16 protein-coding genes and 1 tRNA gene (1 of these 17 running past the window's edge) are annotated in these 22,425 nt (G+C 72.2%); 5 read left to right on the top strand and 12 right to left on the bottom strand.

Annotation, left to right across the window (positions count from 1 at the left end; translation table 11 throughout):
* Positions 1-135: 135 nt before the first annotated feature.
* On the bottom strand, positions 136-417 hold the full coding sequence (locus LL648_RS05900; RefSeq protein WP_232661375.1) for a hypothetical protein: 282 nt from the start codon (positions 415-417) through the stop codon (positions 136-138).
* 133 nt (positions 418-550) lie between these two features.
* On the bottom strand, positions 551-811 hold the full coding sequence (locus LL648_RS05895) for a hypothetical protein (RefSeq protein WP_232661374.1): 261 nt from the start codon (positions 809-811) through the stop codon (positions 551-553).
* A gap of 440 nt (positions 812-1,251) precedes the next feature.
* Here LL648_RS05895 and LL648_RS05890 point away from each other — a divergent pair, with 440 nt between their 5' ends.
* Positions 1,252-3,537, top strand: coding sequence for a (Fe-S)-binding protein (locus LL648_RS05890; protein WP_232661373.1), 2,286 nt, complete (start codon positions 1,252-1,254; stop codon positions 3,535-3,537).
* Positions 3,538-3,543: 6 nt separating this feature from the next.
* On the opposite strand, the gene LL648_RS05885 is transcribed toward LL648_RS05890, so the two are convergent.
* Together LL648_RS05885 and LL648_RS05880 are read right to left on the bottom strand one after the other, a co-directional pair.
* Positions 3,544-4,416: a hypothetical protein gene (locus LL648_RS05885; RefSeq protein WP_232661372.1), complete on the bottom strand. Its 873-nt coding sequence runs from the start codon at positions 4,414-4,416 to the stop codon at positions 3,544-3,546.
* A 12-nt stretch (positions 4,417-4,428) separates the two neighbouring features.
* Entirely contained in the window at positions 4,429-5,340 is a 912-nt protein-coding gene (locus LL648_RS05880) for an AraC family transcriptional regulator (RefSeq protein WP_232661371.1), read from the bottom strand.
* Between the two features lie 85 nt (positions 5,341-5,425).
* Here LL648_RS05880 and LL648_RS05875 point away from each other — a divergent pair, with 85 nt between their 5' ends.
* The gene (locus LL648_RS05875; RefSeq protein WP_232661370.1) at positions 5,426-6,046 is read left to right on the top strand and encodes a class I SAM-dependent methyltransferase; all 621 of its coding nucleotides are present in this window, start codon (positions 5,426-5,428) and stop codon (positions 6,044-6,046) included.
* 3 nt (positions 6,047-6,049) lie between these two features.
* Here LL648_RS05875 and LL648_RS05870 read toward each other — a convergent pair whose 3' ends face one another.
* Both LL648_RS05870 and LL648_RS45035 read right to left on the bottom strand, forming a co-directional pair.
* Positions 6,050-6,655, bottom strand: a complete 606-nt coding sequence (locus tag LL648_RS05870) for a response regulator transcription factor (protein ID WP_232661369.1) — start codon at positions 6,653-6,655, stop codon at positions 6,050-6,052.
* Entirely contained in the window at positions 6,652-7,842 is a 1,191-nt protein-coding gene (locus LL648_RS45035; protein WP_232661368.1) for a sensor histidine kinase, read from the bottom strand. Before LL648_RS45035 ends, LL648_RS05870 begins: the two co-directional genes overlap by 4 nt.
* Positions 7,843-7,990: 148 nt before the next feature.
* Between LL648_RS45035 and LL648_RS05860 the strand changes: the two genes are divergently transcribed.
* Both LL648_RS05860 and LL648_RS05855 read left to right on the top strand, forming a co-directional pair.
* Positions 7,991-8,941 (top strand): ABC transporter ATP-binding protein, encoded by a 951-nt coding sequence (locus LL648_RS05860; protein WP_232661367.1) that lies wholly within the window; start codon positions 7,991-7,993, stop codon positions 8,939-8,941.
* The gene (locus tag LL648_RS05855) at positions 8,938-9,720 is read left to right on the top strand and encodes an ABC transporter permease (RefSeq protein ID WP_232661366.1); all 783 of its coding nucleotides are present in this window, start codon (positions 8,938-8,940) and stop codon (positions 9,718-9,720) included. The genes LL648_RS05860 and LL648_RS05855 overlap by 4 nt, the downstream gene beginning before the upstream one ends.
* Positions 9,721-9,726: 6 nt before the next feature.
* On the opposite strand, the gene dcd is transcribed toward LL648_RS05855, so the two are convergent.
* Positions 9,727-10,311: a dCTP deaminase gene (gene dcd, locus LL648_RS05850; protein ID WP_232661365.1), complete on the bottom strand. Its 585-nt coding sequence runs from the start codon at positions 10,309-10,311 to the stop codon at positions 9,727-9,729.
* 30 nt (positions 10,312-10,341) lie between these two features.
* The gene (locus LL648_RS05845; RefSeq protein ID WP_232661364.1) at positions 10,342-11,472 is read right to left on the bottom strand and encodes a UDP-N-acetylglucosamine 2-epimerase; all 1,131 of its coding nucleotides are present in this window, start codon (positions 11,470-11,472) and stop codon (positions 10,342-10,344) included.
* A 186-nt stretch (positions 11,473-11,658) separates the two neighbouring features.
* On the opposite strand from LL648_RS05845, the gene LL648_RS05840 reads away from it, so the two are divergent.
* A tRNA-Gly gene (locus LL648_RS05840) sits at positions 11,659-11,732 on the top strand.
* Positions 11,733-11,930: 198 nt separating this feature from the next.
* Here the strand turns inward: LL648_RS05840 and LL648_RS45700 are convergent.
* The 4 genes from LL648_RS45700 to LL648_RS05825 all read right to left on the bottom strand — a co-directional run.
* Positions 11,931-12,458, bottom strand: coding sequence for a GNAT family N-acetyltransferase (locus LL648_RS45700; protein WP_374111987.1), 528 nt, complete (start codon positions 12,456-12,458; stop codon positions 11,931-11,933).
* A 135-nt stretch (positions 12,459-12,593) separates the two neighbouring features.
* Positions 12,594-13,595, bottom strand: a complete 1,002-nt coding sequence (locus LL648_RS05835) for an ADP-ribosyltransferase (RefSeq protein ID WP_232661363.1) — start codon at positions 13,593-13,595, stop codon at positions 12,594-12,596.
* The gene (locus LL648_RS05830; protein ID WP_232661362.1) at positions 13,577-13,924 is read right to left on the bottom strand and encodes a hypothetical protein; all 348 of its coding nucleotides are present in this window, start codon (positions 13,922-13,924) and stop codon (positions 13,577-13,579) included. The genes LL648_RS05835 and LL648_RS05830 overlap by 19 nt, the downstream gene beginning before the upstream one ends.
* 9 nt (positions 13,925-13,933) lie before the next feature.
* On the bottom strand, positions 13,934-22,425 hold the end of the coding sequence (locus tag LL648_RS05825; protein WP_232661361.1) for an ADP-ribosyltransferase. The gene runs 22,372 nt beyond the window's last position; the window shows 8,492 of its 30,864 coding nt (coding positions 22,373-30,864); its start codon lies beyond the right edge, outside the window — the gene reads right to left on this strand; it ends in the stop codon at positions 13,934-13,936.

Genomic DNA, 22,425 nt, shown 5'->3' with positions numbered 1-22,425 from the left:
CCTTCTATCGAGCGGAGCGCGATCTCGGGGACGTACTTGGGCAGCCCGGCCTCGCCCGCGAGCGCACGGCCGCGGCGACCGCTCTGCGGTTCGGCGGCGGCGTTCTTCCTGGACCTCCCGGAGTCGCGCGCGGCGTCACGACGTCGCACGCGAACGCCCCTTCCCGTGCTTGCGCGCCTTGCGGGGACGCACGGCCGGCCCGACGCGCACGTGGCCGGAACGGACCGGACCGCCCCCGGCCGCGGTGCGCACCCGCGGCCCGGTGATCTCGTGCCGGAACAGCTCCAGCACCTGCCCGAGCGGGCGCTCGTAGTCGATCCGCTGCCCGATGAAGCGGGTGATGGCCACCGTCAGCAGCAGCGCCCACGCGACGGAGAAGAAGTCCAGACCGATGCCCACCCGCCGTTGGATGAACATGATCAAGATCATGGTGAGTAGTCCTACCCCATAGCTCACGTACCGGGCACGCCAGGGGAAGGTTGCTCTCGGTGGACCGAGCCATACGGAGTCGACGCGGTAGACCTCGTCGTCGGTGCGGACGAGCACTCGATCACCCAGTGAGGAGGCCGGCCAGGAAATTGCCGATCTCCGGGCCGTTCCCGGACACGGCGATGCCGAGCGCCACGAGTCCGATGACGAGCCCGACGCTGCGCCGTGCCACACCGGCGTTGTCACCACGGCCGCCGATCCACAGCAGGATGATCGCGATGCCGAGCAGGACGAGCGGTACGACGTTGTCCTGGATCCAGCCCTGAAGACCAGTGGTGGTCAGGCCCTGCGCAGCAAGCGCAAGGGCCTCGGGTCCGGTCATGACGGCTCCTCCTCGTGGTGCCGACCACGCCCGAGGCTGCCGATACCGACCCCCTCGGGCAGGTGGCACCCGACCTGGTCTGCTTCCGGATCGGCGCGCCGATCCGCATCGAGTAGACCATGCTGACCAGCGCGAGCATAGAGGTTCGCTCGCACGGCGGCACCGCGGCCGCACGGACAGCAACATGCCTGCTCAGACGGCCCACTGCGCCATTCCAACGAATTGCTGAACCGATCGAGTGACGGCAGCCGGTCAGCGGCTGCGACCAAGCGGGTACGCAGAGTTGGGGCAACGTCACATGGAAGCCATGGGTTACCCATGAGTAGGTTGTCTCTGATCTGCCGGAACGCCTCCGGCATCTGACGGGAGCAGCGGATTAGTCTGCTGCGCAACGGCGGCGGTCCACCACCCGCTCGCCTGTGCGGTCCTGGGAGGAACCCGTGGTTGTGAGACTGGTCATCGGCATTCTGATGACGGTGGTCGCCCTGGCGATCTCCGGCCGTCGGGCGTTCTGGATCTACAAGCTGATCAAATCGGGGCAACCCGCGAACGACCGCACCGACGGGCTGGGCCAGCGGGTCCGCGCGCAGTTCGTCGAGGTGTTCGGGCAGCGCAAGCTGCTGAAGTGGTCGGTGCCGGGGCTCGCGCACTTCTTCACCTTCTGGGCGTTCGTGATCCTGGCGTCGGTCTACCTCGAGGCCTACGGCGCGCTGTTCGACCACGACTTCCACATCCCGCTGATCGGCCGCTGGCCGGTGCTCGGGTTCCTCCAGGACACGATCGCTGTGCTCGCGCTGATCTCGCTCGGTGTGTTCTCGGTGATCCGGCTGCGCAACAACCCGGAGCGCGAGGCCCGCAAGTCGCGCTTCTACGGCTCGCACACCGGCGGTGCGTGGCTGATCCTCTTCATGATCTTCAACGTGCTGTGGACGATGTTCCTGTTCCGCGGCGCGTCCGCGGCCGTGGGTGTGTTCCCGTACGAGTCGGGTGCATGGGCGTCGATCGCTGTCGGCCAGCTCTTCCGCGGCGTGCCGGAGAGCACCTTGTACGTGCTGGAGAGCGTCGGGCTGCTGCTGCACATCGGCGTGATGCTGGCGTTCACGATCATCATCGCCTACAGCAAGCACCTGCACATCTTCACGGCGCCGATCAACGTCTCGGCCAAGCGCTTCCCGAAGGCGCTGGGCCCGCTCCCGGTCATGGAGTCGGGCGGCGAGCCGATCGACTTCGAGGATCCGGGCGAGGACGACGTCTTCGGGCGCGGCAAGATCGAGGACTTCACCTGGAAGGGGATGCTGGACTTCGCGACCTGCACCGAGTGCGGGCGCTGCCAGAGCCAGTGCCCCGCCTGGAACACGGGCAAGCCGCTTTCACCCAAATTGGTGATCATGGACTTGCGCGACCACCTGCTCGCGAAGGCGCCCTACATCATCGGCGGCAAGGACGCGCCCGAGGAAGGCGCGATCGACTTCTCCGCCGGGCTCAAGGACCACGAGAACGTGCACGGGGTGCCCGAGTCGGGCTTCGAGCGCGTCCGCGGCTCCGGCCCCGAGCAGGCCGCCCGCCCGCTCGTCGGCACCCTCGAGCAGGGCGGGGTGATCGACCCCGACGTGCTGTGGTCGTGCACCACCTGCGGCGCGTGCGTCGAGCAGTGCCCCGTCGACATCGAGCACGTCGACCACATCGTCGACATGCGCCGCCACCAGGTGCTGATCGAGTCGGAGTTCCCCTCGGAGCTCGGGGTGCTCTTCAAGAACCTGGAGAACAAGGGCAACCCGTGGGGCCAGAACCAGCGTGAGCGCCTCGACTGGACCAAGAAGCTCGGATTCACCGTCAACGTCTTCGACGGCGAGCTGGCGCCGGAGGTCGAGTACCTGTTCTGGATCGGCTGCGCGGGCGCGTTCGACGACGGCGCGAAGCGGACCGTGCAGGCCACGGCGGAGCTGCTGCACCGCGCCGGCGTGAACTACACCGTGCTCGGGCCGGAGGAGACCTGCACCGGCGACCCGGCCCGGCGGTCGGGCAACGAGTTCCTCTTCCAGATGCTCGCCCAGCAGAACGTCGAGGTGCTCAACGCGGTGTTCGAGGGCCGCGAGCCGGGCACCCGCAAGATCGTCACGACCTGCCCGCACTGCCTCAACACCCTCGGCCGCGAGTACCCGCAGCTCGACGGGCACTACGAGGTCGTGCACCACACGCAGCTGCTGAACAAGCTGGTCCGCGAGGGCAAGCTGGTGCCGGTCGCGGCACCCGACGCCGACGAGAAGGCGCCGGTCACCTATCACGACCCGTGTTACCTCGGGCGCCACAACGAGGTCTACGAGGAGCCGCGCGAGCTCGTCGGGGCCGTTGCGACGCTCACCGAGATGCCCCGCCACGCCGACCGCTCGATGTGCTGCGGCGCGGGCGGCGCGCGGATGTGGATGGAGGAGCGGATCGGGCAGCGGGTGAACGTCAACCGCACCGAGGAGGCGCTCACCACCCTCGAAGGCGCCGGCGCAGGAGGCACGATCGCGGTCGGCTGCCCGTTCTGCAAGACGATGATGACCGACGGGCTCACCGAGAAGCAGTCGGCCGGCGCGGGCGAGAACGTGCAGGTCCAGGACGTCGCGCAGATGCTGCTCACCGCGGTCAAGCGCGGCGACGCCTCCACGAACGGGACAGCCCAGGCGGACGCGACCGCCGAGCAGCAGGACCAGGAGCAGGAGCAGGAGTCCAGCAGCTGACGGGCGTCAGCACGCCGCGAAAGCGGCGATGAAGTAGGTCTCGCCCGGCGGTGCCGACTTGCGCACTTCGAGACGGCCCAGCGCCGGCCCGCCGAGCGGGGCCTGCGCCCATGCCGTGCGGCAGCCGTCGGCTAGCCAAGCACCTCCGACCGGGACGACCGTCGCGTCGAGCCGCTCGGATCGCGGAGGAGCGCCGGCGGCCTGCCTGAACGCAAGCACCGCGTCGGCGCACGAGGCCGTCTTGGCGGCCTGGACGAACGCCGCCCGCGCCTGCTCGTCCATCAGGCCGCAGACGCCGACCACGTCGCCCTGACCGATGCCCTCCAGCAAGGCGCCGAGCACCCGCTCGGGCTTCCGCTCGCCCATGACGGCGAAGGTCCGCTCGCTGGTCGCGGCATGTTCTCGGGCCGCCTGCTCGCGCGTCTGCCAGTTCGCGAACCCGAACCCGGCACCGGTGATCAAGCACAGCACCGCCCCGACCGCGGCGAGCCGCCACCACGGCAGCTGCGCGAGCCCGGCGAGCAGCACCCCGATGCTCGCGGCGAACGCCCACGCCCACGGCCCGGTACTCAGCATGAGGCCGACGACGACGATCACCGCGGCGAGCGGGAGGTCCCAGCCGCGCAGCGGGCCCTCCAGCCGCAGGATCCGCAGGACGAGCAGCGCACCGAGACCCGCGAGCCACGGGATCCACGACAGGCCGGAGAACGGCCAAAGCAGGAGCGCGGCCGCGAGTGCGGCGAGCCCGACGGCGCCGCGCGGCGAGCGGACGAGCGCCCGCCACGAGAAGCGGGGACCGCGACGACGCTCCGCCGGGGGCGGCTCGCCGGGCGTGCGCGCGACCGGGAGCCGGGCGGGGGTGTCGCGGCGCTCGTCCATCGCTGCCCGAGGCTACCGGCCGGCCGGGGTCGTGGACGGGCGTCCGGCCGTCCGCCACTCCAACGGAGTGATGCCGTGTGCGGAGCGGAACCGGCGGATGAAGTAGCCGGTGTCGCGGTAGCCGACCCTGCGCGCCACGGTCGCCACCGTCAGGTCCGTGCCGGCCAGCAGCTTGCGGGCCTCGACCAGCCGCCGCTCGGTGATCCACTGCTGCACGGTGCGGCCGGTCTTGCGCCCGACGAGCGTCGTCAGGTGGCCGGCGGTGAGCCCGACGTCGGCGGCGACATCGCTCAGCGAGATCGGTTCGGTGAACCGCGACTCGATGGTGTCGAAGACGGCGGCGAGCACGGGCTCGTCGCGCAGCACCATCCCGTCGGCGACGTCGCCCGCCAGCCGCGAGACGTCGACCAGCAGCAACGTCAGGTGCGCGAGCGTGGCCTCGTGGTAGCCGTCGCGCCGCTCCCGCAGCTCCGTGTGCAGCGCGGCGAACCGGTCGGTGATGCGGGTGCGGTCCCCGTCCGGGACGGGGACGCGTTGCGCGCCGCCCGCCAGCCCGCGCACGAACGGGAAGAGCAGTGGGTGCGACCGCCACGAGAGGAACGCGTCCGACTCGACGACGTCGGGCGGGAACAGGACGATCCACACGTCCACGTCGGTGTACGCGTAGGCGGGGCCGGGGTCGATGACCTCGCCGGGTGAGATGAGGAAGAGGTCGCCGGGCGTGAGCTGCCACTCGCGACCCTCCTTGCGGAAGCTCCCCATGCCCCGCACCACGTACAGCAGCACCATGAAGTCGTGCGTGTGCGGACGGGCCAGCAGCTCCGTCGTGGGCAGCTCACCGGCGGTGCCGACCCGGAACACGGTGACCGGCGGCACCCCGGGGATGCGGTCGTAGACCGCGACCGGAACCGAAGAACGTTCCATGGCTGCCGCAGATCCTCCATGGCGCGCTGGTGAGGACGCAAGAACACTCGGTGGGGACCGTAAAGAACTGCGATCGGAGACCGGCTTGTCTACCACGAACGACTACATCCCCGCCATGGGCCGCAACTGGCTGCTGCCGCTTTACGACCCGTTCACCCAGCTCGTCGGGGCCCGCTCGCTGCACCGCCACCTGGTCGCGCAGGCCGCCATCGGTCCGGACCACGACGTGCTCGACGTCGGGACCGGCACCGGGAACGTGGCACTCACGGTCGCGCGCCGCCATCCCGCCGCCACAGTGAACGGGCTCGACCCCGACCCGCTCGCGCTGGCGCGGGCCGAGCTCAAGGCCGACCGGGCGGGCCTGCCGGTGCGCTGGGTGCGTGGCTTCGGCGGCGACCTGCCGTTCGAGGGAGCGAGCTTCGATCGCGTGCTGACCGCGCTCGCGCTGCACCACCTCGACGGCCCGGCGCAGGTCACGGCGCTCGCGGAGATCCGGCGCGTGCTGCGGCCCGGCGGCAGCCTGCACATCGTCGACTTCGGGGGCGAGCACGAGCACAACCCGCTGCGGCGCAACCGGCGCCTCGCCGCCAACTCCGGCGACGCCATCCCGCAGCGCCTGCGCGAAGCGGGCTTCACCGACGTCGCGGAGACCGGTCACCGCTCGGTGCTCGGCTCGCGCTGCACGTTCTTCAAGGCGGCCGGCTGAAAGCTAGAGCCAGCCGTTGTCGCGGGCGAGTTGCGCGGCTTCCGCCCGTGTCGACGCGCCCAGCTTCTGCATGGCGGAGGAGAGGTAGTTGCGCACCGTCCCCGGCGAGAGGTGCACGCGCCCGGCGATGTCGGCGGCCGTTCCGGACGCCTCGACATTGCGCAGCACCTCCAGCTCGCGGTCGGTGAGCGGGCACTCCTCGGCCATGAGGGCGGTCATCGCGAGGTCGGGGTCGACGTAGCGGCCGCCGCGGTGGACCCGCCGGATGACCTCGGCCAGCACGCTCGCGGGGGCGCTCTTCGTGACGAACCCCGCGGCGCCGGCGGCGAGCGCGCGCCGCAGCACACCGGGCCGGGCGTGGCGGGTGAGGATGATGCAGCGGACCGCCGGCTCGTTGGCCGCCACCCACTTCGCCACCTCGGCGCCGTCGCGACCGGGCATCTCGACGTCGAGCACCGCGACGTCGGGGCGGTGCTCACGGATGCTGGCGACCGCCTCGTCGCCGGTCGCGGCCTCGCCGACGACCACGAGGTCCGGTTCGAGCCCGAGCAGCGTGCCGACGGCGCCGCGGGTGAGCGACTCGTCGTCGGCGAGCACCAGCCTGATCATCGGGCGACCGGCAGCCGGGCGTCGAGGTGGAACGTGCCGTCGGCGGAGAGCCCGGACTCGAGGCTGCCCGAGTGCTCGTCGAGGTAGCGGCCGAGCGCGACGAGCCCGGTGCCCGTGTCGACGTCGTGCGTCGGCAGCACCCCGTCGTTGACGACCCGCAGCCGCGCCGTCCCCTCCTGCACGTCGATCTCGATCGTGCAGTTGCTGGGCTGGGCGTGCCGCAGGACGTTGGTCATGGCCTCGCGCAGCACCCTGCCGAAGACGTTGCGGGCGGTGGCGCCGAGCGATCCCGGCTCGCCGTGCACCACCAGCCGGATGCCGGCCGAGTCGAGCACCGCCCGCGCGCCGGCCAGCTCCGTCACCAGGTCGATCGAGCGGGTGTCGCGCACGAGCGAGCGCACCTCGGTGAGCGACTCGCGCGCGACGCGCTGCACTTCTTCCATCTCGGCGGCCGCGCGGGCCGGGTCGGCGTCGAGCAGGCGTGCTGCGAGCTCGCTCTTGAACGCGACCACCTCCAGCGCGTGCCCGAGGATGTCGTGCAGGTCGTCGGCGAGACGCAGCCGTTCGCGGGCCGTGGCGAGGTCGGCGGCGACCCGGCGGGAGTCGTCGAGGTCGGTGACGGCCTTGAGCCACCAGAGCCGCTCGAAGTCGACCGTCCACATCGATGCGATGTAGATGCTTGCGATCGCCACGCTGAACCACGGCGTCGCCTCGAACGGCAACGTCTCGTACAGCGCCGCGCTGACGAGGTAGCCGCCGCCCAGGACGACGACGGTGGAGGCGGCGACCCACACGACGACCCAGCGGGCCCGCAGCCCACCCACGATGTCGCCCAGCAGCACCCCGGCCACCAGCGACCACATGAAGCCGGTGTAGCTGGTGGCCAGCCCGACCAGGGCGAGCGCCACCCCGACCATCGCCGCGCTCGCCATGAACCACGGCTGTGCCGGCTTCCCGAGCGACGTGACCAGCTCGCGGATGCGCCAGACGTGCAACCCGACGGCGACGAGGTAGAGGACGAAGATCGGCGCCATCGCCCACGGCGGCGTGATCGGTGCCCCGAAGGTCAGCGCCGACACCGGTGCGATGAGCAGCCAGAAGATCGTGATCGCCAGCCCGATGCGCCCGAAGCGGCGCGCCGCGCGCACGGTGCGCTCGTCGGCCCCTGCCAGCGGCGTTCCGGTCACGACAACGAACCTAACCGACGCCGGGCGGTCGGCCCGGCGCCGCCGCCCCGGTGATGACACCTGTCATCCCGACGCCGACGTGGTGTCAGCCGCGGCGGTGACCGCTGCTACTACCGGTCACCTGCGTGCACGGACGAACCTCGTTCCCATGACACAGACGACCGAACTCGGCGAACGGGCCGCCGCCCCGTCCGGGCCGGGTCTCGCGGTCACGGTCCGCGGTTTGCAGGTGCGGTACGGCGAGTTCGAGGCCGTGCGGGGCATCGACCTCGACGTCCACCGCGGCGAGATCTTCGCGTTGCTGGGCACCAACGGCGCCGGGAAGACCACCACGTTGGAGGTGCTGGAGGGGTTCGGGACGCGGACCGGGGGATCGGTGTCCGTGCTCGGGCTCGACCCGGCCGTCGACAGGGCGCGGCTGCGCCACCGCATCGGCGTCCAGCTGCAGGAGGGCGGCTTCATCGAGGAGCTGACCGTCCGCGAGACGTTGGAGCTGTGGCAGCGGCTCGTCGAGCGGCCCGACCGCCCGGAGCGGCTGCTGGAGCGGTTCGAGCTGCGCCCGCGGCAGGACGTCGCCGTGGGGAAGCTCTCCGGTGGGGAGAAGCGGCGACTCGACCTGGCGCTGGCGGTGTGGGGGTCGCCGGAGCTGGTGGTGCTCGACGAGCCGACGACGGGCCTCGACCCCGAGTCGCGCCGCCGGACCTGGGACGCGATCCAGGAACTGCAGGAGGCCGGCCGCACGGTGCTGCTGACCACGCACTACCTGGAGGAGGCCGAGGCGCTCGCGGACCGGGTCGCGATCATGCACGAGGGTCGGATCGCGGTGTCCGGCACGCTCACGGAGATCGTCGCGGCGCAGCCGGCGAGCTTCAGCGCGACGGTACCGGCAGGCTCGGGGGAGCTGCCGGCACTGGCGGGCAGGGCCGACGTCGAGGGCTTCCGCCTGCGCGTGCGCACCGCGGACCTGCAGGCCGACCTCACCACGTTCCTCAACTGGGCAGCTGAACGAGGGGTGCAGCTGCCCGACCTGCGAGCCGCGCCTGCGTCGCTCGCCGAGGTCTACCACGCGGTTCGCAACGAGCAGGAGGGTTCCCGATGACCACCGCAACGCCGGCAACGGCGGTACCGGGCAATCCGGTGATCGCGCTCGCGGCCGCGGAGACGAAGCTGATCCTGCGCAACAAGACGGTGGCGGTCAGCTCGATGATCCTGCCGGTAGCGCTCGGCATCTTCTGGGCGATCACGTTCGACAGCGGGGGCGATCCGGCCCGGCAGGCCGTTGTCGTCGCGCTCCAACTGGCCGTGGTGCTCGGCATGGGGATCTACGTGACGGGGACGCAGACGCTGGTCGCGCGCCGGCACTCGCGGGTGCTCAAGCGGATGCGCACGACAGGGCTCACCGACCGGGGGTTGCTCACCGCGACGATCGCGCCGAGCGTCGTGCTGGGCGTGGCCCAGTTGGTGATCTTCGCGGTGATCAACGCGGTGACGGGGGCGCCGCTACCGCTGGACCCGCTCGCGCTGATCGTCGCGGTCGTGGGCGGCGTCGCGCTAGCCGTCACCGCGGCGCTCGCGACGTCGATCGTCACTCCGACCCCGGAGCGCAGCCAGATCACGACGCTGCCGCTGACGTTCGTGCTGCTCGGCGCTGCCATCGCGATGGCGGTCATCCCGCTCGACGGCTGGTGGCACGCGCTCGTCGTCGTGCCGGGCGCGGCGATGGGGACGCTGGTGCAGATCGCGATGAACGGCGACATGTGGGTCGCCGGACCGGGCGGGCTCCCGGCCGGGCTGCCCTCGCTGGTGGCGACGGTCGCGTGGCCGATCGTGTTCGCGGTGCTGGCGTCCCGCAACTTCAAGTGGGACCCGCGGCACTGAGGGGTGTTACTGGCGGCGGGTCTCCACCCGGTGGAAGTTCTGGTGCGCCCGCGACGGCGTCGGACCGCGCTGCCCCTGGTAGCGGGAGCCGACGCCGTCGCTGCCGTAGGGGCGCTCGGCGGGGCTGGAGAGCCGGAAGAGGCAGAGTTGCCCGATCTTCATGCCCGGCCACAGCGTGATCGGCAGGTTCGCGACGTTCGAGAGCTCGAGCGTGATGTGCCCCGTGAAGCCGGGGTCGATGAACCCGGCCGTCGAGTGCGTCAGCAGGCCGAGGCGACCGAGCGAGCTCTTGCCTTCGAGCCGGCCGGCGAGGTCGTCGGGCAGCGAGACCGACTCGAACGTCGAGCCCAGCACGAACTCGCCGGGGTGCAGCACGAACGGGTCGTCGCCCTCCGGCTCGACCGGTGAGGTCAGCTCGTCCTGCTGCTCCGCCGGGTCGATGTGGGTGTAGCGCGAGTTCTGGAACACCCTGAAGTAGCGGTCGAGTCGCACGTCGACGCTCGACGGCTGGAGCATCGCGGGCTCCCACGGGTCGAGCACGAGACGCCCGGACTCCAGCTCCTTGCGCAGATCACCGTCCGAGAGCAGCACGGGCCAACCCTAACGGCCCAGTCGCGGGCCTCAGACGTCGGTGTTCGTGGGGAAGGGCGAGGTGAACACCGGGGATGGGCACAGCCCGAACATCCACGCGACCGCTTGCTCGACGCGCGCGGCTTCGAGCCCGTCCGACGGCTCGATCGTGGTGGTGGACCGCGTGGCCAGCAGCTGCCGAATCGTGATCATGACGGCCGGGCTGTGGATGCTGCGGATCGAGTCGCCCGGCTGCGGGACGTGCGGGCCGTCGACCAGCACGGCGGGTGTGCCGAGGCCCGGCGCGTCGGCCACCAGCTCGGGGTTGTCCGACACCAGCACGGTGCTGGCGGCGATCAGCCCCACCAGCTCGGCGAGCGGAAGGCTGCGCACGACAGTCGCGCGGTTGTGCAGCGCGAGCGGGTGCGCCACGCCGTGCGCCGCGAGCTCGCCGAACAGGACGACGTGGATGTCCGGCTCGCGCTCCAGCAGGTCGGGCAGGCCGGCGAGCACCCCGAGGGAGTCGGCGCGGTCGAGCCCGACCAGCACCACCCGCGGACCGCCCGCGCGCACGCTGCGGACGAGTCGGGCGAACCGGAGGTCGGCAGGCTGCGGGTTCGCCGCCATCGTGTCGCCGACCGCAATCGTGTTGGGCCCGGTCGTGTTGCCGAGCGCCGAGCCGTCGGTGGTGAGGAAGAGCGACGCGAGCTGCCCGATCACCCGGCGGTTGGCCTCCTGCGGGAACGGGCAGAGCAGGTCGTCCGACGCGACCCCGGCCTGCAGGTGCACGATCGGGATCTGCCGCCAGAAGGCGACCTGTGCGGCGACCACCGCCGTCATCCCACCGCCGTTGACCATCACGGCGGACGGGTCGAGGTCGACCAGCAGGCCGTCGAGCCGCGACATGAGCGCCGCCGCGGTCGCGGCCGGGTACGGGTCGGGCGGCTCGCGCAGCAGCATCGTGATGTCGGCCGGCACCCCGAGCGCTTCGAACGCCTCGTGCACGGCCATCGGATCGGGCCCGGTGGCGACGGTGAGCGCGCGGATGCGGTCCACGTTGCCGAACGCGGTGGCGACCGGCGCCAGCCGCGCGACCTCCGGACGGCTGCCCGCGATCAGGAGCACGTCGTGGTCGTGATCCTGATCCGGGAGCGGTCCCAGACGGGGGTCGAACTCGGTCATGCTCAGGGTCCTTAGCGGCCGGGGGAGCTGGCCTTGCGGGTCCGGACAGTGTGAACCGGACTGCGACACGACGTCGACCCCAGACCGCCGAAGAGAATTCCGTTCGAGTGAGAACCACTCAGATGGGTGTACGAAACCAGCGAGGTTGATCACCCAGCGTGAGGTGCTACGCTTCGGGAGCACGATGCGGATGTAGTTCAATGGTAGAACATCAGCTTCCCAAGCTGAATACGCGGGTTCGATTCCCGTCATCCGCTCCACTGCAAAAGCCCAGCTCAGACGGTGTCCACACCGGAGCTGGGCCCTTGTCGTTCTCATGGTCGACAGCGTTCGCAGCAACTGAGCCACTTCATCGCCCTCGCCGTCGGGGCGAGTCTGCCGGCCCCGGCGCTCGTCCACTGGCGTCAATGTGGGGATGAGCCGTAACCGCACGTCGCGGCCGAATCCGCTCTACAGGATCAAGGCGCCGGGCTCGCCGGCCCCACGACTGGCAGGCGACACCTCATCAGCCAAGTTTCAGCAACACCTTCGGCGGCCACGGCGCCCGTTTCCGGATCCCGTGCCACCCACTGGTGCGCGTGCGGACCGACGACCTCGTACCCCAGTCGCTCGTACAGTCGGCGCGCTCTTGCGTTCGTCGAGTCGACGTCCAGGCTCACCGCCAGTGCACCACGAGCCGAACACGCTCGATGGGCCTCGCGCCACAGAAGCGAGCCGACGCCCTGACCACGCCAGGCCTCTTCGACCTCGCCCCCGTAGATCCACGGGTTCGGCGGATCGCACTCACCGTTCCAGCGGATCGAGACCGCGCCGACGATCCGAGAACCCTCCTCGGCAACCAAGAGCTGTTCCGTCCCGGACTCCGCGTTCCGGATCCTCCACGCCCGACGGCCAGGGTCCGGGATCACGGAAGCTAGACCGTCTTCATCGGCAGCACATCCGATTCTGACGACCGGGAGAGCGGCCACGACGTCAGGGTGGAGCATCGCGGCCCAACGCGGCAACAGAGCAATGCAGACCGCTGACCTCGCAGGCGCCCCGGTCGCGCTGCGCGCCGCCCGCAGACATTCGGGCTGACGGGAAACAGCCTCGTGAACCGTGCGGCTGCTGAAACGGGCCCGTCAACGACCACGAGGTTCCATGAGGCGCCACGCGTCCACGCCGTGGCGGGCGAGCACCGCCACCGCCTCCGGTGTCGTGAGCGCAGGGTCATCCGCGCCGTTCACCGGCGGCACGGCCACCAGGGCGATGCGGCGTTCGACGAGGTCCTTGCCGATCCGTGATCCACGCCTGTCCGCCAGCACCATGAAGCGGGTGCCCGGTGGCAGCATGACCTCACGCTCGTCCCGCGGTGCGCCGACGCCGAGCGGGCGGATGACCTCCGTACCGGCCGGGACGAGGATCGTCATGTCGACCTGCCTGTCCAAGGGGCTCCGCCAGATCGACGTCGACACGACACCGGCGTCGGTGAACGTGCTGCCGATCGGGTACCTCGGCAGCAGGAACAGGCGACCGTCCGTCCGGTTCACGCGTATCGCCACTGGCAGCCGATACCGCGCGAAGAGCCCGACGATCGTCCGCAGCGCCGTCGCGAGCGGCGCCGGATCGCCCCCGGGGAAGGAGCCCCCGCGCAGCCACGCGTTGAGCGGCGCGTAGAGGGCGGCGGCGTCCCTGATGTATCCGCGCAGGACCTCGGACTCGGCCTCCGTCGGTCGCACCGACATGCGGTAGTGCCATGTGACGAGCCGGCCGAACCCGTGGAGCAGCGCCAGCCGAACCCGCAGCTCCCGGAGGGCACGCACCTCCGGTGTGCGCCCGCCGAACCACAGCGGCACACCGCGCACCACGGCGTGCCCGGCCAGCCCGACTACAGCTCCGGAGCCGAGCGCCGAGGCAACCGATCCACCGGCCACGACGGCGACGCCGATCGCCGCCACGCCTGCCACCAGCACCGACCCGACACGCCGGATCCACGCCCGGCGCCGGTGCCCCAGCACGTCCGTGACCGCCGCCGCGACCCACGTCGAGGCGGCACCGATGATCCCCATGACGGCGAACCCGGTCGTGACGGCAAGGGCGCCGAGCACGGCCGCCGCGCCAACAACTACAGCGCCAACAACCACAGCGCCCACGACCAGCCGGCCAGGGCCGGGATCGGTTGCGGTCCCTTCACGAGACCGAGCAGCCGCCGCTCCTCGTCGAGGCGCTGCCGCTCGGTGTATGGGTGGTCCGGATCGAGGCGGAAGCGCCGCTCGTACGCGAGCACGGCCTGAACGGTCTCGTTCCCGCGCAGTTCGGTATGCCGCTCGGCGGACATGACAACCACGCCGTTCGGCTCGTCGCGGAACCCGAATGCGTAGAGCCGGTCGACGATCCGGGTCGCGGCCGCGTGGTCGAGGTTGTCCTCGACGAGGATGTCGATCTGCTGCTGGCGGCCGACGAGCACGAGCACGTCCCCGTCCTACAGCCCGGGTGTGCCCGGCTGTCCGTGGTTGCGGATCACCCGCCCGGTGCGCCGGCCCGCCGACACGTCGGCCCACGCCGTGCGCGCCATCCGCTCCGCGGCCGCGACCTCCGTCGTGTCGAGGCCGTCGGCCAGCGGACCCGGCTCTGCGCGCTTCAGACCGGCGCCGCACCGGCCGCAGAAGTTGTCGATCGGTATGACGACCATCGCCCCGCACGAAGGGCAGGTGCCGACGGTGAGCTCGTCGGCCGCGTTGCGGGGCCTGCCCAGCAGCACGATCAATCCCTGCCGAGGGTCGGGCTGGATCAGCGTCAGCCGCGGCGACGCGCCCACGACCCGCAGCACCTCGTCCCAGCCGACCCGCGAGTGATCGGCTACCACAGCCACCGGCAACACCGGCGGGCGAAGACCCATCAAGAGATCGACGACGGTATGGGCGGTGAACTGTGGCTCCGGCGGCATCAACGCCGCTTCGTCAGCGGGGAACGCGTCCCGGCGGACCGTCGAGCCGTGCACCCGGAACAGGAACTCCAGCAGCGCGAGTGCCCGCCAGTTCTGCTCGACGGTGAAGCCGCCGTGGTAGTGACCGCTCCACGGCACGGTCGCGACGACCGTCGTGTCGATCCAGGATCCCTTCTTCAGGACGAGCGTGTAGGCGCCTTGCGCAGCACGGCCACCGAGCACCACCGCATGGCTGAACTTGTACTGGGCCGTACCGTCCTCGAACAGCGCCGCCGGCATGATCCACATCGCGCCGTCGAGCCCGATGACGGCCTTGAACTGGTTGCTGGACCGCCCTCCCCACACGTCCACCAGCGCCTGCACCTCCGGTGTTCCCCACATCGCCCGGAACACGCGCTGCGCGTGAGCAACCTCCAGCTCCCCCACCAACGTGTCTTCCTTCAGGTTGCGGACCTCCGGTAGCAACCGGCTCAGCTCGGCGTGGACGTCGACGAGGTGCGGTGGCACCACACCGCTAAGGGCTCGGGCGTCCGTGAGCAGCGCCAGCCGGGCGACGTGCCGCTCCAGCCGGACGAGCCTGCGGAACACCAGCTCGCGCCACGCGATGTGGTCGGACAGGTCGTCGTCGAGCTCGGCGCGGATCCGCGCGATCCCGTCCAGCAGGACCACCAGCCCGGTCGGGTTGCCGTCGGCCAGCCGCGCGAGGTCGTCGACGACGGTGCGCGACAGGAAGTGCACGCCGTCCCTCGACCCGCTCGCCGGTCGCCTTCCGGGCAGGATCCCCTCGGTGATCAGCGCGATCTGGTGCGCGGACCTGCCGCTCAGGCCCTCCTCCGGAGCGAACCGGTGTTGCACCCCGAGGCGGGCGAGATCGCCGGCATCTCGGGCGTAGACGTGCCAGCGCCCGTCGCGCCACACCTGGTCCGGACCGTCGAGCCGGCCCAGCACCGGGTCGACCACCACGCCGCTGATCACCCGCACGTCGACCGCCGGGTCTTCCACCAGGCGGGCCGCCTGCCCGAGGCGCTCCCGCAGCATCTCGATGGCCGCCGTCTCCGACCACTCGCGCCATGGGCGGTCGCCGAAGTGCATGCCGTCCCACGCGATCACGTCCGCGGCCATGGCCGCGCGCGCCTCCCACGCCCCGTCCAGCCACGCCGCCCATTCGCGCCGCGGCGACGGTGTCGGGCCACCGGTCCCGTGCACGGCCGCCGCCCACCGCGTGCGCGCCTCGACGAGGTCCTCGACCAGGCCCAGCCGCCCCTCTCCCCACGGCCCGAGTCCCAGCAGCCGCTCCCGCCATCCCGCGTCGAGGCGGCCGTGCTCCTCGTGCAGCGCCGCCTCGCGCAGCACCGCGTCGGTCACGAACGACCGGCTCCCGGCGCTGCCCAGCACCAGTCGCCGCACGATCGCCGGGTCGAAGCCTTCTGCAGCGACCCGCCACTCCAGCTCGGCAGCCGGAACCACGACGACCCGCCCGACGCCCGCCGCGCGGATGGCCGAACTCTCCGGCAGTACCTTCGCCAGCACCTGCCGCTCGGGCTCGGTCAGGTCGGCCACCAGGAGCCAGTCCGGCTCGGGTGCGGCCGCACGCACCTCCGACGGCGCGGGCGGGCCCCGCTGCCGTCTCAGGTGCCTGACCAGCGCGAATGCCCCGAGCACGATCGTCGCGGCGGCCGCGGCGACGAGCACCGGCCCCGCCAAGCCGCTGAACAGGTCCCCACCGTCGACCGCACCGCCGGTCGCGGCGAGCGCCGGCTCGCCGGCGAGCAGCAACGCCGCCGTCGCACCGCCGACGACCGGCACGCGAGCCGACCGGGCCGGCGCGTCCTCGACGGCAACCGCGGGGCGGCCGATCCCGGCAGCCCCGGTACCCGGCCCCACCGCGGGCCGCCCACCGGAGGGACCCGGCCCGGCATCCAGACGCAGCTCGTAGAGATCGCTGCCCAGCTTGATGACGTCGCCGTCGAACACGGGGACGGTGGTGGTGACGGTCCGGCCGCGGACCGTCGTCGGAGTCGCGGTCAGCAGCGGAACGAGGAACCAGCCGGTGCGCCGGTGCACGAGCACCGCGTGGACCCTCGACAGCGTGGGCTCCGCCGAGAGCACCAGATCGGATCCGCTCCTCCGGCCGACCACGGCCGTCGGACCCGTGATCGGGAACCGCCTCCCGTCGCCGAGGCGGACGAGCGCGGCCTGCCGGCCGGGTTGCACCGGCGTGTGGTCGAGCGCGTCGACACCGTCCGGCGCGAGCACGACCATCGGTGACCGGCCGCCCGACGGCCGGGTGACGAACAGCCGGCCCGATCGCCGCGCCTCCTCGACCAGCAGGCGCTCATCCACCCGCAGCGACATCGCGAGCTTCCAGGCGTCGGCGGCCTTCGCCCTCGGCAGGGCGGTGAGCGCGTCGACGACCCGCCGAGACATGGTCGGGCTCGGCGATGCGGCGAGCGGAACACCGCTCGCCAGCAGGAACGCCCGCAGCGCGGCGTCGCCGACGACGTCGATCGCGGATTCGTCGGCCGCCCGGCCGGCGAGCAATCCCTCTGCGACGGTGCTGACGAGACCGTGGACAACCGCCTCCCCCCTGAGGCCGTCCGCGCTGATGCCGACGACGGGTCCGCCGGAGTGCCCTTCCCGCACGACGTGGTTCCCGACGACGATCGTCTCGAGCCCGGTACGGTCCTCGATGCCACGTGCGAGCGGATCGTCGTGCACGATCCCGGCGCTGGCGAGGCGCTCCGAGCCGGTCGTCGTGCGGGCAGCGGCACCGTCCGCGGTGCGGACGCGGACGTGGGCGTCCCCCGGGAACCCGATCATCGCAACGAGCCCGTGCCGTGCGACGGGTGTGATCGGGACGGGCGGCAGCTGGAGGCCGAGGAGCCGCTTGTCGTCCAGGACGATCACGGCGACGTCGAGGTCCGCCGCCGCCGCGAAACGCTCCCTCGAAGGGCGCGGCAGTACGGCACCGGTCAGGACGATGTTCCCCGTCGGCGTCCGGACCTCGACCTCGATCCTGATCTTCTCGACGGCCTCGACGCCCTCGGGTGTCGCGACGTGGTTGTTGGTCACCAGAACGCCGCGCCGTCCATCGATCCTGAACAGGAATCCCGAACCGGAGTACGTGCGGTCCCGCGCACCGTCGATGACACGCACGCGGACCACGCGGTCCAGCAACGGGTGCGGCGCCGTCGGGAGCTGCGGCGCCTGCCACGTGACGACGCCGTCGCCGACGTCGATCGACCGGTAGGCCGCCGGGGGCCCGGCCGGCACCTCCAGGGACGCGGCCAGCGGCGCCAGCTCGGGCAGCCGGCCGTAGCGCAGCCGACCCGCGTTCGCCTGATCGCGCCGGTCGGCGATCCGGTCGAGGTGGTACCGGAAGAGGCTGCGGCGCGCCGCCGCGTCCAGCACACCGGCCTGCAGCGCGGCGTGCACGCGCTCGTCGAGGTAGATCCAGCCGTCGGGCCCCGACCACGCGACCAGCGGCGTACCGCCGAGAGCACTGACGTCGTCGTTGAACCCGCGCACGACGCAGACGCCGGGGCACCGCACGGGTTCGAAGGCGAGGTGGTCGAGTCCGCCGGTGAGGCCGATCAGCTCGTCCGAGGTGGCCGGGATGCGCCGACCGGTGGAGGAGCGGGTGGCGACGGTCTGCGCGACGACCCGTTCGGCATCGGTGGCGGAACGCCCGCCGAGCAGGGATCCCTCGCCGTGCACCAGTGGTCCGAGTGCCTCCCGCGCCTGCACGATGCGCCGGACCAGCGCATCGGACTCCGACCGGCCGTCCCGGTCCGCCGGTGCGGTGCTCCACGCCCTCCGGTGGAACTCGACGACGGCGGCCAGCAGACCGAGCGCGTCCAGCTCCGCGAGCCGGTCCTCGGTGAGGAGGATGGTCTTCTGCTGGTTCGCCTCGTCGACACGACCGACCGAGACGAGGCCCGCGACGAGGCGCCATGAGTCGGCTCGATCGGACGAGTGCCTCAGCGGGTGCGTCAGCTGGCCCGCCCGAACGGTCACGATCGATTCGTCGTCCTGCAGCGGCACACCCGCGGAGCTGCCCCGCCACCGGTACCCGCCGCCCCGACCCTCCCAGAGCGGAGCCCACGCGACTGCCGCGAGCATCGTCATCGTGAGCCTGTCCGACCGGGCGAGCCCTTCGGTGAGCACAACCTGGGCCGGGGTTGGGCCAGCGGTGGCGGCTGGATCAACGGGGGCAACAGGGCCGACGGGCCCGGGGCGCTCGGTGTCCGGTTCGCCGGGGAGCGGAGGGGGCGCAGCTGCCGGGATCGCGACCACCTCCAGCCTGCGGACGCCGTCGACGAGGTCGTCCCGTTCGACGACGAGCCGGGTTCCGCGCGCCATCACGACCGGCCCGCCCCTGGCGTCGGTGGGCCCGTGTCCGGACCTGACGAGGGTGATCGGGAGCCCGCGCGGAGCGGTGATCCGCACGCGGATCTGCTTCGCGTCGTCGCGGACCCGCGCCCGCGGGCCTTCGGTGAGCCAGTCGCGCTCGGCCTCCACGCGGTGCCCGAAGGCGGCGTCGGGGAAGCCGAGGCGGGTCAGCACGGTCCCGGCGGCGAGCGGCCCCGGCGGCACGCGCTCGACGTCTGCGTCCTCCTGGACGAGCCGCGCCGCAACCGGGAGGCGGTAGCCGGTCGTCAGGTCGTCCATCGTCGTGACGTAGTGCTGCACCTGGGCCGGGGAGAGCTCGGCGGGCAGCGCCCCTCCGCGCAGCCACAGGTTGATCTGCCGGCGGAACCGGTGGAACTGCGTGGACAGGACCGGGTCTGCGACCGCCCCGTTGGCCGTGTGGTGCTCGACGACCGCGGCCTTGGTCTCGTCGGCGTACCGCGCGACGTACACCGGCGGGGAGGTGTTCCTCCCCCGTTCCAGTGCGCCGTCGGGGTTCACCCGAAGCCAGGAGCGGCCGATCGGCTCCTCGCCGACGGACATCGGCTCGACCGCGTCGTCCAGCAGGTAGACCGGCACTCCGGTCTCGCGTGCGACGACCGCCGCCGCCGCCCGCCGCGGGTGGTCGGACGACGGCAGCGGGGTGCCCGGCGCGACGGCACCGACCGCGGGCAGCTTGCCGGCAGCGGTGAACCCGGCGCCCAGCCCACCGGCCTCGACGGTGTTCGCCCACTCCCGCCAGCCGGGACGGCGCTGCCACCGGCTCCCGAACAGGGCACCCGCCGTGGGCAGCAGCGGTGTCGGTGTACGGGTCTCGACGACGGCGCCCAGCGCATCGATGACGCTGTCGACGTCGGCGAACGTCGAGGTCCGCCGGCCGCGCGGCGCCGCCCGTCCGGAAGCCTCCAGCCGCCTGCCGATCAGCTCCGCGGCGAGGTGCAGCACCGCGAGCCGGATCAGCTCGGCCGGCTCGTCGGCGAGCCCGTTGCGGGCCGCGGCCTTCTGCAACGCCGGCAGGTGGCCGGCGCGACCGATCGTGGTGACGAGGTCCGCGTCGCGACGGGCCTGCCCCGCCAGTGTGATCCGAACGTTCGTAGAGGGATTCGGCCGGTCGGTGTACAACCGCTCGACGGGCTCGGCGCGCAACCGGCCGACGAGTGAAGCGGCGAGCTTGCGGTCGTCGCTGCTCAGCGCCGTGCTCCTGCGCAGGTGCTCGGCGAGGTCGCTGCGGAGGCGTTCCACCTCGTGCTGCACGAGGTCGATCCCCACCTCCGGCACCACCAGCCGGGCGACCGCGGCATCGTGGAACAGCTCGGCGTAGGCCAGCAGGAGGTCCCGCCACTTCGGCAGCTCGGCGAACTCGTCCCTGATGTGGCTCCGCACGCGTCCGAGGTCCCCGACGTGGCGCCACAGCACGTGGTGCGCGTGCGCCGCCAGGTGATCGAGTTCAGCCTTCGCGCGCTGCGTGAGCTCCACCTCGCCGCCTGCCATCGGATGGATCAGCGCGTCGGCGAGCACCGCCACCATGTGGACCTTCTCCGCGGGGAATCCCGCGTAGTGCGCGAGGAACGCCTCCGTCAGAGCCCGCTGCACCGCAGCCGCTTGCTCGTCGATCGTGCCGGCGCTGTCGACGAGCACGTCCCATCCGGCGTCCTCGGGTCGGAAACCGCCGAGCACCCGAAGGCCTCCCGCCGCCCCGTCGATCGGCGCCCCGTCGAGGTGCAGGAACCGGAGCGGCGGCAGGGGGAGCCCACCGTCGAGCGGGACGCCGCGCAGCGCCTGCGCGCTAAGCCGGCCGAACGTCCGCACCACGAGCAGCGGCGGAACGATGGACAGGTCGACGTCGCGCAGTGCGACGAACTCCGATCGCCATGCCGGACCCGACCGCTCGACCGCGCGGTCGAGCGCGTCCGCCAACGCCGAGCGCTCCGCCGGTCCGATCGGGGTACCGGTCAGCGTCTCGACGAACTCGGGGGCGAGCTCGGACCCGTGCGGCTTGAGGACGTCGAACCGACGTGGCAACCCACCGGCGGCTGCGGCGGCCAGCAGCCCGGTCACGTGCGGTGCCCCGTGCACGACGGCCCACACCACGAGAACGGCGATCCCCACGCCGATCACCCACCGCGCAGATGTTGCGGCTGCCCGCGGCGGCCCGCGCACACCCTGCCCGCCGCGGTCCGGACGCAGCAGCCGCCACAGCGCACGCCCGGCGAGCAGCGTGGTTGCCGCCACCGTCGCGAGTACGAGCGGCCCCGCGACGACCGGCGGTGCGACCAGAACGGCGGATGCGACGAGCCCGAGACCCACCACGGCCGCGTTCAACCCGGCCCCTGCGGAGCCGCCGCCGAACGTGACGGCGCTCGACCCGACCGATGTGCTCCTCGGACCAGGGCCCCACCGCTGCACCGGGTAGCTCGGGGCGGCGGGTCGCCAGCGCACACCGTTCGGCGTCCGGTGCGGTGTGAGCCTGCCGAGCCCGGAGAACGTGGCGCCGCGGGCGAGGTCGGCGGTGAACATCGTGACGTACGCGATGCCCGTCTCCTCGAACGTGAACTCGCGTCCGCGCGGCTCGAACACATCACCGACCCAGCCGCCCGCCTGGACGGTCACGACGTAGCGGACGGTGGCGTGCCTGGTGGAGACCTCACCCTTCTCGTTCATCGTGTTCTCGACGCGCAGGCCGCCGCGGGTGGTCCTGCGGCGGCCGCGGTGCTCGTCGCCCGACACGGTGCCGCCGATGCCGACCAGCGGCTTCGGCACGGTGAAGCTCCAGCGGCGCCCGACACCGCTCGACCGTCCCGTCGACGTCGTCCGCTGGTCGCGGTGCACCGTGCGGATCTCGATGCCGGAGCGCTTTGCGACGACGAACTCGTCGGCGGTCAGCTCCGCCCGGATCCGCAGCCGGTAGCCCTCGGAGACCCTGCCGACCCGTCGCGGGCTGCGTCCCGGCCGGCCCGGTTCGTTGATCTCCAGCTCGATGCCGTCGGCGGTGGCCATCTGCGGCAGGAAGCTGCTCGCCATCATCGGCTCGAACAGGCGCTCCAGCCCGAGTCGGTGGACCTGCCTGGCCCGCCTGCTGAGCGCCCGCCGGTCGGCGAGCACCGCGGCCGCCATCCGGGTGCCCTTGGCGTCGACGTCGACCTCGGGAGTCATCGCCAGCGGGCTGGGGCGGGCCGGGTGCTGCGTCGGGCGGACCTGGCGCGCCGCGTCGGCGACCGGCCGGGTCAGCCCGTCGGGAACGACCCTGGTCACCCGTCCGGCCAGGTCCGTCCGCACCGGACGGACGTCGCGGCCGTCGCGGCCGACGCCCGCCACCGTGAGCCGCACCTGCAGGTCCTGGACGACCAGGTCGGCGCCGTCGAACGCGCCGATCCCGCGCAGTGTGGTCGTCTGCTCGCCGTTCTCCCCGCTGAGTTCGAGGCTGCGCTCGGTTGCGACGCCGAGCGCCGTCGCCGCCGGCCCGTTGCCGGATGCTCCTTCGAGTTTCCCGCCGCGGCTGCGCAGCCAGCTGCGCGACCGCTGCACGAACGCGTAGGTCTGGCGGATCGCCAGCACCGTGTCGCTGCGCCCGGTTCTCAGCAGCGGGCCGGCGCCCAGCTCGGCCGCCACCCTGATCC

Source organism: Pseudonocardia sp. TRM90224 (assembly GCF_021245725.1).
In the GTDB taxonomy this organism is placed as follows: Bacteria; Actinomycetota; Actinomycetes; order Mycobacteriales; family Pseudonocardiaceae; genus Pseudonocardia.
This window is presented reverse-complemented; position numbering and strand designations above follow the sequence as displayed.